This window comes from Catellatospora sp. NPDC049133 (assembly GCF_040648455.1).
GTDB lineage: Bacteria > Actinomycetota > Actinomycetes > Mycobacteriales > Micromonosporaceae > Catellatospora > Catellatospora aurea.
This window is the reverse complement of sequence record NZ_JBEZDT010000001.1, coordinates 185,189-200,001: the sequence shown is the minus strand read 5'-3', so window position 1 is coordinate 200,001 and position 14,813 is coordinate 185,189. Positions and strand designations below refer to the sequence as shown.

At 74.0% G+C, this 14,813-nt stretch carries 15 protein-coding genes; 3 read left to right on the top strand and 12 right to left on the bottom strand.

What is annotated here, in order from left to right:
• Position 1 precedes the first annotated feature (1 nt).
• The 3 genes from AB0B35_RS00950 to AB0B35_RS00940 are packed head-to-tail and all read right to left on the bottom strand — an operon-like array spanning position 2 to position 3,426.
• Complete coding sequence (locus AB0B35_RS00950) at positions 2-970, bottom strand: dienelactone hydrolase family protein (protein ID WP_361039114.1); 969 nt, start codon at positions 968-970, stop codon at positions 2-4.
• Entirely contained in the window at positions 967-1,767 is an 801-nt protein-coding gene (locus AB0B35_RS00945) for an oxidoreductase (protein ID WP_361039111.1), read from the bottom strand. Before AB0B35_RS00945 ends, AB0B35_RS00950 begins: the two co-directional genes overlap by 4 nt.
• Positions 1,768-1,770: 3 nt before the next feature.
• On the bottom strand, positions 1,771-3,426 hold the full coding sequence (locus AB0B35_RS00940) for a carbon-nitrogen hydrolase family protein (protein ID WP_361039109.1): 1,656 nt from the start codon (positions 3,424-3,426) through the stop codon (positions 1,771-1,773).
• A gap of 88 nt (positions 3,427-3,514) precedes the next feature.
• On the opposite strand from AB0B35_RS00940, the gene AB0B35_RS00935 reads away from it, so the two are divergent.
• Positions 3,515-3,796 (top strand): Dabb family protein, encoded by a 282-nt coding sequence (locus AB0B35_RS00935; RefSeq protein ID WP_361039106.1) that lies wholly within the window; start codon positions 3,515-3,517, stop codon positions 3,794-3,796.
• A 6-nt stretch (positions 3,797-3,802) separates the two neighbouring features.
• Here AB0B35_RS00935 and AB0B35_RS00930 read toward each other — a convergent pair whose 3' ends face one another.
• Positions 3,803-4,369, bottom strand: coding sequence for a dienelactone hydrolase family protein (locus tag AB0B35_RS00930; protein ID WP_361039104.1), 567 nt, complete (start codon positions 4,367-4,369; stop codon positions 3,803-3,805).
• Positions 4,370-4,470: 101 nt separating this feature from the next.
• Here AB0B35_RS00930 and AB0B35_RS00925 point away from each other — a divergent pair, with 101 nt between their 5' ends.
• Positions 4,471-4,953, top strand: coding sequence for a TspO/MBR family protein (locus AB0B35_RS00925; protein WP_361039101.1), 483 nt, complete (start codon positions 4,471-4,473; stop codon positions 4,951-4,953).
• A 323-nt stretch (positions 4,954-5,276) separates the two neighbouring features.
• Here AB0B35_RS00925 and AB0B35_RS00920 read toward each other — a convergent pair whose 3' ends face one another.
• Positions 5,277-5,882 (bottom strand): TIGR03086 family metal-binding protein, encoded by a 606-nt coding sequence (locus tag AB0B35_RS00920; protein WP_361039099.1) that lies wholly within the window; start codon positions 5,880-5,882, stop codon positions 5,277-5,279.
• A 97-nt stretch (positions 5,883-5,979) separates the two neighbouring features.
• On the opposite strand from AB0B35_RS00920, the gene AB0B35_RS00915 reads away from it, so the two are divergent.
• Entirely contained in the window at positions 5,980-6,621 is a 642-nt protein-coding gene (locus AB0B35_RS00915) for a helix-turn-helix domain-containing protein (RefSeq protein ID WP_361039097.1), read from the top strand.
• Between the two features lie 134 nt (positions 6,622-6,755).
• Here AB0B35_RS00915 and AB0B35_RS00910 read toward each other — a convergent pair whose 3' ends face one another.
• From AB0B35_RS00910 to AB0B35_RS00880, 7 genes are all read right to left on the bottom strand, one after another.
• On the bottom strand, positions 6,756-7,280 hold the full coding sequence (locus AB0B35_RS00910; RefSeq protein ID WP_361039094.1) for an alpha/beta hydrolase: 525 nt from the start codon (positions 7,278-7,280) through the stop codon (positions 6,756-6,758).
• A gap of 72 nt (positions 7,281-7,352) precedes the next feature.
• Positions 7,353-8,801, bottom strand: coding sequence for an aldehyde dehydrogenase family protein (locus tag AB0B35_RS00905; protein ID WP_361039092.1), 1,449 nt, complete (start codon positions 8,799-8,801; stop codon positions 7,353-7,355).
• Positions 8,798-9,946: an NAD(P)/FAD-dependent oxidoreductase gene (locus AB0B35_RS00900; RefSeq protein WP_361039089.1), complete on the bottom strand. Its 1,149-nt coding sequence runs from the start codon at positions 9,944-9,946 to the stop codon at positions 8,798-8,800. Before AB0B35_RS00900 ends, AB0B35_RS00905 begins: the two co-directional genes overlap by 4 nt.
• A 179-nt stretch (positions 9,947-10,125) precedes the next feature.
• A complete protein-coding gene (locus AB0B35_RS00895; RefSeq protein WP_361039087.1) occupies positions 10,126-10,980 on the bottom strand; it encodes an isocitrate lyase/PEP mutase family protein in 855 nt (284 codons plus the stop codon).
• Positions 10,977-12,452 carry an aldehyde dehydrogenase gene (locus AB0B35_RS00890; RefSeq protein WP_361039085.1) on the bottom strand — a complete coding sequence of 492 codons (1,476 nt, stop codon included), beginning with the start codon at positions 12,450-12,452 and terminating at the stop codon, positions 10,977-10,979. The genes AB0B35_RS00895 and AB0B35_RS00890 overlap by 4 nt, the downstream gene beginning before the upstream one ends.
• Positions 12,449-13,735 (bottom strand): acyl-CoA dehydrogenase family protein, encoded by a 1,287-nt coding sequence (locus AB0B35_RS00885; RefSeq protein ID WP_361039082.1) that lies wholly within the window; start codon positions 13,733-13,735, stop codon positions 12,449-12,451. Before AB0B35_RS00885 ends, AB0B35_RS00890 begins: the two co-directional genes overlap by 4 nt.
• Positions 13,736-13,758: 23 nt before the next feature.
• A complete protein-coding gene (locus tag AB0B35_RS00880; RefSeq protein WP_361039079.1) occupies positions 13,759-14,748 on the bottom strand; it encodes a flavin reductase in 990 nt (329 codons plus the stop codon).
• Between the last annotated feature and the right edge of the window lie 65 nt (positions 14,749-14,813).

Below are 14,813 nucleotides of genomic sequence, written 5' to 3'. Positions count from 1 at the left end.
CTTACCTCCGCTGGATTGTCGCGACGCCGTCGTGACCGGCGAGCTTGTCCCATTCGGTATACGACGCCTGGTCGCCGGTCAGATGCATCCGGCAGAACGTGCCGAGCAGGTCGGCCAGCAGTTCGCGGTGGGCCGCCGGGTCGCCGTCGGCGGGCTGGTCGAGGAACGCCCGCGCGGCGGTGTGGTCGACCGGGTGCACGATCGCGAAGTGGTTCGCCCCGGCCAGCCGTACCAGCGCGTTGTCGCCGCCCCGGTCGGGCAGCGCCTCGTCGAAGGTGCGGGTGATCGGGTCGCGGCGGGTGGCCGCGTCCTCGCCGTAGCGGTCGGCGGAACCGTTGATGACCCCGTCGTTGGTGCCCGCGACCAGCAGCACCGGGCAGTCGGCCTGGGCCGGCAGCACCGTGCCCGCGGGCCAGCCCAGCATGGTCGCGACCATGGTGTGCGCCCCGTAGGTCGCCACGGCCTTGACCTCGGGCACGAATCGCGCCGACTGCAGCGCGACCGTGCCGCCCGCCGAGTGTCCGACCAGGGCGACCTTGTTCAGGTCGAGCAGTCCGGCGACCGGCCCGGTCATCGCGGCGAGGGCGTCGAGCACCGGCCGCAGCGACGGCGTGGTGGGCCGCTTGCCGTAGCCCTCCGGCCGGGCCGCGTCCAGGTCCACGCCCGGCGTGATGCCGTGCAGGCCCCCGAACAGCGTGCCGACCCAGTCGTAGGTGACCGCCACGATGCCCTGCTCGGCGAGCCGCACCGCGAGCCAGCGGTACGCCTCCTGGCCGACGTTCACCCCGGACACGATCACCGCCACCGGGTACGGCGCCCCGTCGGCGTCGGCGGCCATCACACCGGACAGCCGCTCCCGGTCCGAGCCGTCCGGCCGGGCCGGGTAGTAGACGCGTAGGTGCGCGGTGTCGAACGGGGCCTCGTGACCCGGGACGGTCGTGGCCCACCAGACGGAGCGGATCACCTTCACGGCCGGGCCGACTTCCGGTCGCCGCCCCACAGGCCGCGGACCAGCTTGTCCGTGGTCTCCTGGCCGAAGAAGCGCACGCCCATCACGTTGGCCGGGTCGCGCTCGGCGATGTTGCGCCGGATGCGCAGATCCGTCTCGGCCAGCGCGGCGCGCTCCTCCTCGGGCACCGGCGGGGCCTCGTCGACCCAGCGCAGCCACCGGTCCACGTGCTCGTGGGTGAGCTTGCGGACGATGTCGAGATTGCGCTCGCTGCGGCCGAACGAGTAGCAGTACGCCGTCGGGCTCAGGCTGGCGCGGATGAAGCCCGCCCGGCTGACGAAGTACTCGAACTCGGGGTCGGCGCGGTGGGCCAGCCAGTCGGCGTCGAGCGGGGCGTAGTAGCTGTCGTAGTACTCGCCGTCCTCCATGAGGTTCACCCGGGGCACCGAGTCGAGGTAGAACCAGCCCTCCGGCCATACCAGCAGGGCCAGGCCCAGGTGCGGCACCTTGACCTGCGGGCCCAGCCACACGGTCAGGTGCAGGTTGGCGAAGCTCGCCGACGGGTTGCCCAGCCAGGAGTGCACCATCCAGTCGACCTCGGGACCGCTGTACGCGGCCAGCGAGCCGCCGGGGCCGTCCGGGTACTGCCCGTACGACTCCAGCTCCAGCGTGGACGGATCGCGCCGCAGTTCGAACCGGGCGTCGATCTTCGCCTTCAGCTCGGCGAGCAGTTCCTGATACAGGTGGAAGGTCTCGTGCACGTCGACGACGGGGGAGTTGTCCACCATGTCCTCGACGTGGCGCAGGGTCTCGGCCACGGTCTACCTTTCTGTGAGGGCTTGCACGAGCCGCCAGGGGCGGCCGTCGACGAGGTCGGTCTGCCGCGACACCTGCCGGTTGGCGGCCTGCGCAGGGGCGACGTCAGCCCGCCCGGACACCTGTCCGGCGGGCACGGTGGTGATCACCGGATGGCTGATCCGCCCCGTGAACGGGCCCTGCCACGCGGTCCACAACGTGAAGTCCGCCGACAACGCGAACACCGCACTGTCCTGCTCCACCGGCGCGGCCGCGATCACGTTGAGCCGGTTCTCCGCCGCCCGCTCAGGCAGCCCGAGACTCAACTCCCACGCCTCACCGGCCTCGAACGGCACCGCCACCACATCCGCGTCGGCGAGCGCCGCCAACCGGAAAACCTCCGGGAAGATCGAGTCCGCCCCGGCCACCATCGCCAACCGCCCCCAGGGCAACTCCACGATGTGCACCGCACCCCCCTCGCCGGGACGATCTTGCGTGGACTGTGGGAGCGACACGGGTGAATCCGGCGTATCGGCAACAGTTCGCGCAAGATCGTCGGGATCTTGGGGGTGGAGGACGGGTTGGCGGGCGATCTCGCCGTTGGCGTCGAGGAGGACCGGGCCGGTCGGGGTGGCGGTGACGGCGTGGGCGTTGGTGCCGTCGAGGGCGGCCGCGAGCAGGGTGGGGTCGGTTTCGGTGGTGACGATGAGGCGGGCTCCGGCGGCGGCGGCGCGGGCGGTCTCGCGTACCACCGTGGCGGTGTCGCCGCGGACGATCGCCACGGGCAGTGTGGCCGCGCCGGCGGGGTGGCGGCGGCCGTGGGGCGGGGCGGCGATGGGGGCGTAGAGCTCCGGGCGGCGGGCGGCGAAGATGTCGGTGCCGTCGGGGCGGCGCTTGTCGTCGGCCAGGGACGGGTCGATGTCGGCGATGACGACGGCTTCGCCGGTGCGGGGGCCCTTGGCGACGACCGTGCCGTCGGGGGCGACGATCTGGCTCTCACCCGCGCCGTGCAGCCACTCGGCGGGCACGCCGAGTGCGGCGCTCAGCCTGGGCAGGTGTTCCTCGGGCAGCAGCGGGCCGACCTTGTTCGCGGCGACGACCCATACCTTGTTCTCGGCCGCGCGGACCGGGATGTGCAGGCTCGCCTCATCGGTGGCGAACGAGTTGAGGCTGTTGAGCAGCACCTGCGCGCCGCGCAGGGCCAGGCCGCGGGCGACCTCGTTGATGACGCCCTCCATGCAGGCGTACATGCCGAGCCGCCCGAGCGGGGTGTCCAGCACCGGGCCGACCTCGCCGGCCGGGTCGAGGTGGTCGTTCTCCGCGCCCATCAGGGTCTGCTTGTCGCACTGGCCGAGCACCGTGCCGTCGGGCCCGAACATGAAGTTGGTGCCGCCGGTGCGGCCGTCCGGGTGCGCGTGAGTGACGTTGATCTTCACGTATGCCCGGTGCTTGCGGGCGCGCTCGGCGACCGCGGTCAGGAACGGGTCACCGGGCCGGGTGGCGATGCGGTGCGCCTGCGCCCGGTCGGCGTAGTAGGACAGGTGGTTGCAGAACTCGGGCAGGACGATCAGCTGCGCGCCCTGGGCCGCGGCCTCGTCGATCAAGCGCAGGCAGGCGGCGAGATTGGCCTCGACGTCCTGCGACGCCGCGAGCTGCACCGCGGCGACCCGTGTTGGAGCCATGTGGTGTCTCCGGTTCCCCTAGCGAAACGCTGTTTCCCGAAACTACACTCGCGGGGGCGTTTGCAACAGTGGTTGACCGGAGGTCGTGATGCTTTCTCACGTGGTGCTGATGTCGTTCACCGACGCAGACGATGCTGCCAAGGCGAAGGATCTTTTGGAAGGGCTGGTCGGGGCTGTTCCGCAGGTCCGAACGCTCCAGGCGAACCTGGACGAGCTGCGCACCCCGGTCTCGGCGCACCTGTGCCTGATCACGACCCACCTGGATGCGGACGACCTGCGCGGATACCAGGAGCACCCGGCGCACCTGGAGTTGGCCCGGTGGCTGCGCCCGCGGCTGGCGGCCCGGGTGGTCGTCGACTTCAGCAGCTGACCCGGCTCAGCTGAGCGCGGCGAGGAAACGCAGGCAGCGGTCCCAGGCCAGCTCGCTGGACGCGGCGTCGTAGTCGGGCGAGGCGTCGTCGGTGAACAGATGCCCGCCCGCGTACGTGAACACCTCCGGGCGCGCCCCCAGCCGGGCCATCGCCAGCTCCCACGACATGATCGCGTCGGCCGACTCGTACTCGTCGCGCTCGGCGATGTGCAACTGGGCGTCCAGGCCCGACGGCATGCGGCGCGGCGTGCCCGCGGTGCCGTGCAGCAGGAGCAGGCCGCCCACCCGCGGCTCGTGCTCGGCGATGGCCTGCGCGAAGCTCGCGCCCATCGACAGTCCGGCCAGCACCCCGCCCCCGGGCAGGTTTGCCGCCGCCTGCCGGGCGCGGTCCTGCACCACCTCCGGTCCGATCTCGCGGAGCAGCGCGAAGCCCTCGTCCACGGTGTCCACCACCACGCCGTCGTACAGGTCGGGCGTGAGCACCGTGTGCCCGGCGTCGCGCAGGCGCTCGGCGGCGCTCAGCACGGCCGGGCGCAGCCCGATGACGGAGTGGAACAGCAGGACGTGTGCCATCCGCCCATCCTGACAGGCGCGCAGGCGCCCCGCCTGCCGCGAATCGACGCAACCGGGCGGAACGCCGTTTCCCTTCCGGGCGGGTCGGCTATAGCAGAGTCATGACGGTTCACCTGGCACGACGTCCCGCGGCACAGTGGTGGGCGCTGGCCGGCTTCTTCGCGGCGGTGATCGTGGTGGCCCTGGTCGGCTCGCTGGCCGTGGCGCGGCCCGCCGACGACTACACGGCCCTGGCCCGGCCCGGCTGGGCACCGCCGTCCTGGCTGTTCGGACCGGTCTGGACGGTGCTCTACGCGATGATCGCGGTGGCCGGCTGGCTGGTCTGGCGGCGGGCCGGCTGGGGACCGGCGATGTGGGCGTACACCCTGCAGCTGGTCCTCAACGCGGTCTGGACGCCGCTGTTCTTCGGCGCGGGTCAACGCGGCCTGGCGTTGGCCGACATCGTCGCGCTGTGGCTGGCCATCGGCGTCACCGTGCTGCTGTTCCGCCGGGTCTCGGCACTCGCGGCCTGGCTGCTGGTGCCCTACTGGCTCTGGGTCACCTTCGCCACCGCCCTCAACCTCGCCATCTGGCAACTCAACTGACCCACACCCGAGGGCTCCGAGGGTTTGGTGCGGTCTCGTCCCTCACCAAGGTCATTCGACTTGCCTGGCACCTGTGCGTATCTTGACGCCGCGTTCGCCCACTTGTCAGGCAAGTCCGGCGATCATGGGGCGGCCGTCCCGCCTGGTGGGAGTGGGTGATCGCGGGTGCCCGGGGTCGGGATGGCCGGGGTGGCCCCGCCTTGGTGGCAGGTCTTGCGAACGCGCGGCCTCCGCTGTCCGCCGCGCGTTCGCATGACGCGCAGTCGCGGTCCCCGCTGTCCGAGGGCGCCGCGCGTTCGCAGGAAGCGTGAGGTGAGAGGCGGTCAGGCCGGCGGCGTCCAGTCGACGCGGCGGCCCAGGTAGGCGAGCAGTTCCGTGGTCGGGTCGGTGTCTGCGGCCACGGTCAGCTCGGCCGCGTACGCGCCATAGGCCCGCAGTGGCTCGACGATCTGCCGGGCGACCGTGAGCAGCTGCCGGGAGTCGTGCGCGGTGAGCGGGGACGGTCGGCCGGTGGCGACGGCGATGTCCCAGGCGTGCACGGCCGCGTCGAGCGCGGCGGCCCCGGCGGCGATCCACAGCGGCAGCGGACCCTGCGGCAGCGGCACGGGCACCTGCTCCGCGTCGGCGGGCACGGTCGCGAAGGCGGCCGCCGACGCGCTGAGGGCCTGCTCAAGCAGGGCGGTCGCGTCCCCGTCGATGCTGCCGGAGGGCTGGAACGGGTCCTCGCTCGGCCACGGCCCGCCGGTGATGGCGGCGGCGAACCCGATCTGGTCGCCGGTCGCGTGCTGCAGGACCTGGGTGACGTTCCAGTGCGCACAGGGCGTCGGCAGCCCCCAGCCGTCGGCCGGGACGCCCGCCACGGCGGTGCGCAGCGCGGTGTGCGCGGCGGCGAGCAGGGTGATCGCGTTGGTGCCGGTGATCGTGGTCATGGCTCCGCCCTTCGTCTCGGCAGTTCCGGAACGGAATGCCTCGTTCCGCTTCAGCCTACCAGAGCGGAACGATCCGTTCCACTGCTAACCTGAACCGGTGACGGAGACGGACGCGGCCCCGATGTCGGGTCGCAAGCAGCAGGCAGCGCGCAACGACACGGTGATCCTCGAGGCCGCCCGCGAGGTGTTCCTCGCTGATCCGAAGGCGCCCATCGCCGCCGTGGCCGAGCGGGCGGGCGTCGGCATCAGCGCGCTCTACCGCCGGTACAGCGGCAAGGAGGAGCTGCTGCGCCGGCTGTGCCACGACGGGCTGCTGCTGTTCGTCGCCCAGGCCCAGGCGGCGCTGGCCGAACCCGACCCGTGGCGCGGCCTGACCGGCTTCCTGTCGGCGGTCGTCGACGCCGATGTGCATTCGTTGACCGTGCACCTCGCCGGGACGTTCACGCCGACGCCCGAGATGGGCGCGACCGCGCGCCAGGCCGGTGAACTTGCGGCGCGACTCGTGCAGCGGGCGCTCGACGACAACAGCCTGCGCCCCGACGCCGTGCTCGCCGACGTGACGCTCCTGCTGGAGAGCTGCGCCGCGGTACGCGTACCCGATCCCGCGCGCACCCGCGAACTACGCGCCCGCCATCTGGCCCTGCTCCTGGACGGCCTCGCCGCCGACCGCGACCGCGCCGACCTCCCCGGCCCGCCCCCCACCCCCGCCGAACTCAACTGGCGCTGGCGCACCCCCTGACCGGGTCGCCACACGCACCAAGGTCATCCGACTTGCCTGGCAGCTGGGCGTATGCGCCCTCAAGATACGCACGATTGCCAGGCAAGTCGGACGATCATCGGCGCTCGGTGAGGCGCGAGGCTGGGCGGCGCGGGTCAGTGGAGTTCGGTGAGCAGGGACTGGCCCTGGGGCCAGGAACCGAGGCCGGAGTCGGCGTTGAGGTGGCCGCCGCCGGGGACCACGACCAGGCGGGAGCCCCACGCCTGAGCGAACGCCTCGCTGCGCGGCAGGGCCGCCCACGGGTCGTCGTCACCGGCGACGACGATGCTCGGGAACGGCAGGGGCACGAGCGGCACCGGGCGGAAGTTCACCAGCTCGGGCACCCCGGCGGTGTCCACATCGGCGGGTGCGACCAGCAGTGCGCCGCGCACCTTGGCGATGTCGCCGCCGCGGGCCACCCAGTGCGCGACCGTCACGCAGCCCAGGCTGTGCGCCACCAGCGTCACCGGGGCGGATGCGGCCGCCACCGCGGCGGCCAGCGCCTCGACCCAGTCGCCGACCAGCGGGTGGAACCAGTCGGCCTGCTCGACCCGCCGGAACCCCAGCTCCTGCTCCCACCGGGTCTGCCAGTGCGCCGGGCCGGAGTTCTCGAAGCCGGGAAGGATCAGCACGCTCGTCACACCGGCAGCGTAGGCGGCAGCCGACTGGGCGCACCGACGCGGGTCACACGCGACGGCTGGGACCGCGACGGATCACGACGCCGGGTACGCGTTCGCCGCCGCGCCCGCGCCGCCCGCCCGGAACGCGGCCGGCGCGTGCACGACACACGTCTGCGCGTACTCGGCGATGCCCTCCTCGCCGTACTCGCGGCCGTACCCGGAGCGCTTCACACCGCCGAACGGCGCGCGCAGCGACATGCCGGTGCGGTTGTGTGTGTTGACGAAGACGAACCCGGCCTCCAGCCGCCGCGCCACCGCGAACGCCCGCTCCTCGTCGGCCGACCACACCGACGCGCCCAACCCCAGCTCACCGGCGTTGGCGCGAGCGATCAGGCAGGCCTCGTCGCGGTAGGACAGCACCGGCACGGTCGGCCCGAACTGCTCCTGCGCGACCAGCGGCGCGTCCTCGGGCACGCCGGTCACCAGCGTCGGCGTGACGAAGTGCCCGGCCCGCAGGTCGGCGCCCGGATCGACACGGCCCACCGGCAGCGCCCGGCCGCCGCGCGCCACGGCGTCCTCGACCAGCCCCGTGATCCGCGCCGCGGCCTCGGCGGTCACCACCGGGCCCATGCTCACCCCGGCGGCGAGCGGATCACCCAGGCACAGCACCTCGGCGGCGGCCGCCCGGTACGCGGCCACGAACTCGTCGTGCCGGGTCTCGGGCACGTACAGCCGCTTCGCGGCCATGCACACCTGCCCGCTGGTCGCGAACGAGGCCATGACCAGCCGCCGCATGGGCTCCGGGGACAGGTCGGCGTCGTCGAGCAGCAGCACCGGATCGTTGCCGCCCAGTTCCAGCACCGTCGGCGTGGTCTGCGCCGCGGCCGCCGCGGCGACCACCCGGGCCGTGGCCGCGCCGCCGGTGAACGCGACCTTGCCGACCAGCGCGTGCCCGACCAGGGCCGCGCCCGCCGCCGCGTCGCCGTGCAGCACCTGCAGCACGGCGGCCGGCAGGGCCGACGCCAGCAGCCGCACCGTGCGGTCGATCGCCAGCGGGGCGAGCGGCGACGGCTTCACCACGACCGTGTTGCCCGCGGCCAGCGCCGGGGCGATCTTCAGGAAGGACAGGATGATCGGCGCGTTCCACGGGGTGATCGCCGCGACCACGCCGTACGGGCGGCGGCGCAGCAGCAGCCGGCCCGCCGCGTCGTCGAGCGCGGTGTCCGCGAGCACTCGCGGGGCGTGCTCGGCCACCCAGCGCAGGAAGGTCAGCGCGAAGCCGAGTTCGCCGCGGCAGTCGGCCAGCACCTTGCCCGACTCGCGGGCGAGCAGCTCGGCCAGGGTCGGCAGGTGCGGCTCGACCGCGTCGGCGGCGGCCCGCAGCGCGGCCACCCGGTCGGCGACCTCGGCCCGCGCCCAGTCCCGCTGCGCCGCGTCGGCGGCCCGCACCACGGCGTCGACCCGGGCCGGGTCCGCGGCGGGCACGGTGCCGACCAGCTCGTACACCCGCGCCGGGTTGTAGCGCGTGATCCGCTCGCTCATGCCGGCACCGGGCGCAGGGAGGAGATCATGCAGGCGCGCAGGAGATGGGCGCGGGCGCGGACCGGGTCGGCGGCGGTGGCGCGGATCTCGTCCAGGTACGCGGCGCGGGCCGCCGGGTCGGTGGCGGTGAGGCGCTGGTAGTTCTGGTGGGAGACGGTCTGCACGTACTCCAGGGCGATGCGCCGTCGCTGGGCCGCGGCCAGCCGGACCGCGCCGTCGCCGGTGACCAGCGCGCGGGTGTACGCGACAGCGTCGTGGATGCCCGAGTTCATGCCCAGCCCGCCCAGCGGGTTGTTGACGTGCGCCGCGTCCCCGGCCAGCAGCACCCGTCCCACCTGGAACGTCTCGGCCACCCGCTGGTGCACGCGGTAGATGCTGGCGTGCGCGACCCGCCACGGCCGGCCCGGGTCGGCGACCTGGCGCAGCCGCCCGTCGAGCCGGTCGAGCTCGTCGCGGTCGGGCGTGCCGTCCGGGGTCGGCAGCAGCACCCGCCAGTGGTCCGGGGTGTGCAGCAGCACCGACCAGTCGACCGGGTCGAACACGTAGTTGACCTCGGCCAGGTCGTCGAGCAGTGCGGGCAGGTCCTCGTCGGTGGACGCGACCAGGAAACGCTCCGGGTAGGTGATGCCCGCGAACTCGACGCCCAGCGACCGGCGTACCGCGGAGTGCGCGCCGTCGGCGGCGATCAGCCAGTCGGCGCGTTCGGTCCGGCCGTCGGCGGCGCGGACCACCACGCCGTCGGGGACCTGGTCGACGCCGGCGACCGGCCAGCCGAACCGGATCACGCCACCGGCGGCCTCGACCTCGGCGCGCAGGATCGGGCTGAGTTTCGACTGCTCGCACTGCACCCGGTACGGGTACGGCGTGTCCCGGGCGAGCACGCCCAGGTCGAGCGTGGCGACGTGGCCCGACGCGCGGTCCCGGTAAGCGAACGTCGGCGCGACCAGGCCCCGGGCCAGCAGCGCGTCGACGACGCCCAGCTCGGCCAGCATCTCCAGGGTCGGCGGGTGGAACGTCGACGCCCGTGACTCGGCGGCCAGCTCGTCACCGGCCTCCAGCACGGTCACCGCGACACCCTGCCGCGCCAGCGCCAGCGCGGCGGTCAACCCGACCGGCCCCGCCCCGGCCACGACGATCCTGCTCATGCCCTCTCCTTCCGGTGTCCGGTTTGCCACGCTGCCCGTTCGGCGAACAGCGCCGGGTGGCGTCCGCCCCGCCCTGTCATAGACGTTGGCCTATTGATGTCGAACATCCGTGGCCTGGATTCGATGTGATGGGCCAACGTCGAAGAAGGGACGGGCGGCCGCCGCACGGGTCGATCGCGTTATCGGTGGTGTTTCGCGTCCAGGGCCAGGGCCTCGCCCTGGCCGACGAGCTCCGTGAACTCTGCCCAGGCGAGCCGGTCCACGCCCGCCCCGCCGACGGCGGCGATCTCGCGATAGGCACGCTCGGCGGCGTGCAGGGCCGCCAGCAGCGGCGCGACCGGGTGCAGCACCAGGCGCACCCCGGCTGCGGCCAGGTCGGCGTCGCTCGCGGCGGCGGTGTGCCCGCCCGCCTCGGAGCGGTTCAGCACCAGCGGCACCCCGGGCAGCGCCGCGTGTGCGCGGGCCAGTTCGTCCAGGTCGGAAACGCCCTCCAGGAAGACGGCGTCGGCCCCGGCGGCCGCGTAGGCCCGGCCTCGGGTGATCGCGTCGTCCAGCCCGGTCACCGTGTACGCGTCGGTGCGCGCCACCACGACGATCCCGGTGCCGTCGGTGACGACAGCCCGGATCTTGCGGGCGGCCGTGGCGGCGTCGACGAGTTCCTTGCCCGCGAGGTGCCCGCAGCGTTTCGGCATCACCTGGTCCTCCAGGTGCAGGCCGGACACGCCCGCCGCCGCGTAGCGCCGGGCCGTCCACACGGCCTGCAGCGCGTCGCCGTAGCCGGTGTCCGCGTCGGCCAGCAGCGGCGCCCCGCCCAGCGCGGGCGTGATCCGGGCGGCGCGCTCGGCGATGTGCGTGCCGTGCACGTAACCCAGGTCGGGCAGGCCCAGGTCGAGGGCGGCGCAAGCGGCCCCGGACAGGTGCGCGGCCCGGTGCCCGGCGCGGACGGCCAGCGCCGCGGTGGGCGGGTCGTACACGCCGGGCAGGTGGGTGACGCCGTCCGAGGCGAGCAGGGCCCGCAGCGCCGGGGCGGTCACGGGCGGCCGTGCAGCGCGAAGCCGCCCTCGACGCCGACGACCCGAGGGTTGGTGAAGAAGCGCAGCGTCTCGGCCGTGCCCTCCTCCGAGTAGCCGGACAGCCCCCAGGCCGGGCGCGGGGTGAACAGGTGCAGGCTCATCACGCTGGACCCGTTGACCTTCACCTCGCCCGCGCGCAGCCGCCGCGCGACCGCGATCGCGGCCTCCTCGTCGGTGCCGGTCACGTACGCCTCCAGCCCGTACGGCGTGCCGTTGGCCAGCGCCACCGCCTCGTCGACGGACTCATACGTGTGCACGGCGGCGACCGGCCCGAAGATCTCGTGCGTGGTGTGCGCCGGGTCGACGCCGGTGACCAGCGTCGGGCTGAGGTAGTTGCCCTGCTCCGGCACGGTCAGCGGGGCGTGGGCGGTGCCGCCGTGCCCGACGAGCGCGTCCCGGGCGGCGATGACCTGATCCCGGTGTCCGGAGTGGACCAGCGGCCCGAAGTCGGTGTCCGGGTCGAGCGGCGCGCCGACCCGCAGCGCGGCCAGTCGCTCCAGGGTCGCGTCGAGGATCTCCGCGGCCCGCCCGGCGGGCAGGATCAGGCGGCCCAGGGCCCGGCACCACTGCCCGTTGAGGGTGGTGAGCAGGTCCGCGGCGGCGCGGGCGGCCGTGGCGGTGTCCGCGTCGGGCAGCACGACCAGCGGGTTGTTGCCGCCGAGTTCGAGCTGCACCGGCTTGACGTCGTACGCGCAGGCCGCCGCGACGGCCCGGCCGCCGGACAGCCCGCCGGTGAACGACACGGCCCGCACGCGCGGGTCGCCGACCAGCCGCGCCCCGGCGCCCGCGTCGCCGTGCACGAGCTGGAAGAGTCCGCCGGGCAGTCCCGCCCCGGCCAGCGCCTCGTGCACCGCCCGCGCCAGCAGCTGCGTGCCGTACGGGGCGTACTCGCTGGGTTTGACGATCGTGGGGCAGCCGGCCGCGAGCGCGTTGGCGGCCTTGTGCGCGGCCATCGGCGCGGGAGCGTTCCACGGCACCACACAGGCGGCGGGCCCCCATGGCAGCCGGTCGACGTGCGCGAGCCGCCCGTCCTCGCGCGGCATCGCGCTGCTCAGCCAGCCTTCCCGCAGCTGCATCGCGGCCAGCCGGAACGCGCCGCCGAGAATGACCGACAGCGGCAGGGTCTGCGAGATCGGCACACCGGTGGCGAAGGACTCGACGGCCGCGATGTCGCCGCCGACGGCCTCCACCCGGGTGGCCACCGCGTCGAGCACGTCGGCGCGTGCGGCGGCGGGCAGGCCGGACCAGGCGCCGGAGTCGTGCACCGCGGTCGCCGCGGCGACGGCCGCCTCGACCCGTGCGGGATCGCTGCCGACGGCCGCGCCGACGGGCTCGCCGGTGGCCGGGTCCTGCAGCATGAAGCCGAGCGGGGCGGTGCAGGCCGCCCATGCGCCGTCGACGAGGTCGGCGACCGCCTCGGGCCGGGCGCTCACTTGGGCACGCTCGCGAACAGGTCGTTGGCCCGGTCGGCGGTGACCATGCCGGCCGCCTCCAGCCGCCCGCGCTCCGGCGGGAACGTCATGACCAGGCCCATCGACAGGTCGCGCAGCGCGCGGCCCATGGTGCCGTGCAGGGTCGCGCCCGAGGTGCCGGACGCCTTGAACGCCCCGACCGCGACCGCGAACGCGTTCTCGCAGATGGAGCCCTTGGCCAGCCGCCACTGCCGGTAGACCTCGTTCTTCGGCGCGATGGGCGGCTCGGACGTCTCCAGCAGCAGCTGGCGGCGCAGCCACAGGTACGCCGTCTCCAGGTTCTCGGTCATGTCCCCGATGATCACCTGGTGCATGGGGGACTCGGCAATGGGCCGTCCGGTGTCGGCGAACGTCTTGCTGGTCAGCCGCTGCAGCGTCTCGTCGTACACGCCCTGGGCGCAGCCGACGTACACGGCGGTGATGGCGAGCTGGTTGCCGACGAAGCTGCCCCGGCTGCACTGGAGCATCTTCACGAACGCGCCGGGCACGGTCAGCGCCTCGGTCGCGGGCACCCACACGTCATGCAGGGTGATGCCGTGGTTGGCCGAGCCGCGCATGCCCAGGCCGTCCCAGGCCGGGCGGGAGGCGACGCCCTCGGCCTCGCGCGGCACCAGGAACAGGGCCAGCCCGGCGGCGGTGTCGGTGCCGTCGAGCCGCGCGGTGACCAGGTACGTGTCCGCGACGCCGGTGGCGCAGCCGAACGACTTCTCGCCGGTGACCAGCCAGCCCTCGACGCCGTCGCGGGTCGCGGGCCGGGCGGTGGTGGAGATGGCGATGTTCGCGCTCGCGCTCTTGACCGACTCGCTGGCGAAGTTGGCCAGCCAGGTGCCGCCGGCCATGCGGCGCAGCACCTGCTCGGCGAAGGCGCGCACGACGGGCACGTCGGCGTCGTCGAACAGCCCGGCCTCGATCGCCTCCAGCGGCAGCAGCCCGCGCGAGGCGCTGGTGTTGTGGAAGAAGAAGGCCAGCGCGGTCGACGGGCAGGCGCTGCCCATCGCGAACGTCGCCGCGGCCAGGTCGCGCAGGCCGCCGCCGAGGCCGCCGTACTCCTCCGGCACGACCAGGCCGAGCAGCCCGGCCTCGCGCAGCAGGGCGACGTGGCCCGCGGGGAACTCCCCGGCCGCGTCGGCCTGCTCGGCGGCGGCGCGCAGCGCGGGCAGCACCGCTTCCACGCGTGCCGCGCGGTCGAGTTCGGCGGCGGTCATGTCGTCGACGAGGCGCTGGCCGATGAGCCGGTCTGCCATTTCGTGCACTCCCTTGTGGATGGTCAGGTGAGTTCTTCGGAGACTGCGGGCAGCGGTGCGCACGCCACTCCCAGCTGGCGGGCCAGCAGCAGCAGGTCCTGCGCGGGCAGGCCGCCGGAGCCCGGGTCGAGCACGGTGTCGAAGCGGTGTACGCCGCTCTTCATCGCGACCAGGGCGTTGACCAGGCCGAGGCCGTGGTGGGCGAGCAGCCGCACGTGCACCGGCGCGGGGCGGGCGCGCACCACGGCGTCCTGCAGCACCCGGCGCACCTGCAGCGGCGACGCCGGGCTGGTCTCGGCGCAGCCCAGGGTCACGCCGGGCAGCCCGGCCAGCGCGTCGATCGCGGCGAGCACGTCGGCCTCGCGGGCGGGGGAGAAGGCGTCGGCGACGTACGCCAGCACGGGCGCGTGCGCTGCGGCGGCGGCGACCTGCGCGACGTCGCCGGGGTCGCGGACGAGCAACGTGTGCGCCCGCTCGGCGGCGGGGCCGTCGAGCACCGTCATGGTGATCTCCTCGGGCAGCGGGTCGGCCAGCTGGCCCCACGCGCGCGAGTGGAACAGCAGCGGCGCGGTGACCCGCGGCACGGCGGCGTCGACGACCCGGCCGACGAAGATGGTGTGGTCCCCTCCGGGGTACGCGTGCTCGACGGTGCAGTCGAGCCGGCCGGTCGCGTCGGCGAGCATCGGGCAGCCGGTCTGCCCGGTCAGCCAGTCCAGCCCGGTGAAGCGGTCCTCGCCCGGTCGCGCGCCCGCGAAGCGGCGGCCGATCTCGGCCTGGTCCTTGCCGAGGAAGCTCAGCGCGAACACCCCCGCCTGTTCGATCATCAGCCGGGTGGGCAGATGATTGCCGAGACAGACGGAGACCAGTGGCGGATCGAGGCTGACGGAGGAGAATGAGCTGGCGGTCATGCCGTGGGGACGGCGGGCGCCGTCCGGCTCGGTCACCATGGTGGTGACCACGGCGACGCCGCTGGGCCACTGGCTCAGCACCGAACGCAGGTGGTTGCCGTCCACTGCCACCGCCTTCCGTTTCGCATTAGGAAACGCTGTTGCCGTGAAGGTAACGACTCGGCCGCGCC

Coding starts and splice junctions, on each gene's coding strand:
- AB0B35_RS00900 (WP_361039089.1), bottom strand. CDS start 9,946: ATGAGCAGGATCGTCGTGGCCGGGGCGGGGCCGGTCGGGTTGACCGCC.
- AB0B35_RS00935 (WP_361039106.1), top strand. CDS start 3,515: ATGCTTTCTCACGTGGTGCTGATGTCGTTCACCGACGCAGACGATGCT.
- AB0B35_RS00940 (WP_361039109.1), bottom strand. CDS start 3,426: ATGGCTCCAACACGGGTCGCCGCGGTGCAGCTCGCGGCGTCGCAGGAC.
- AB0B35_RS00930 (WP_361039104.1), bottom strand. CDS start 4,369: ATGGCACACGTCCTGCTGTTCCACTCCGTCATCGGGCTGCGCCCGGCC.
- AB0B35_RS00920 (WP_361039099.1), bottom strand. CDS start 5,882: ATGACCACGATCACCGGCACCAACGCGATCACCCTGCTCGCCGCCGCG.
- AB0B35_RS00885 (WP_361039082.1), bottom strand. CDS start 13,735: ATGGCAGACCGGCTCATCGGCCAGCGCCTCGTCGACGACATGACCGCC.
- AB0B35_RS00905 (WP_361039092.1), bottom strand. CDS start 8,801: ATGAGCGAGCGGATCACGCGCTACAACCCGGCGCGGGTGTACGAGCTG.
- AB0B35_RS00925 (WP_361039101.1), top strand. CDS start 4,471: ATGACGGTTCACCTGGCACGACGTCCCGCGGCACAGTGGTGGGCGCTG.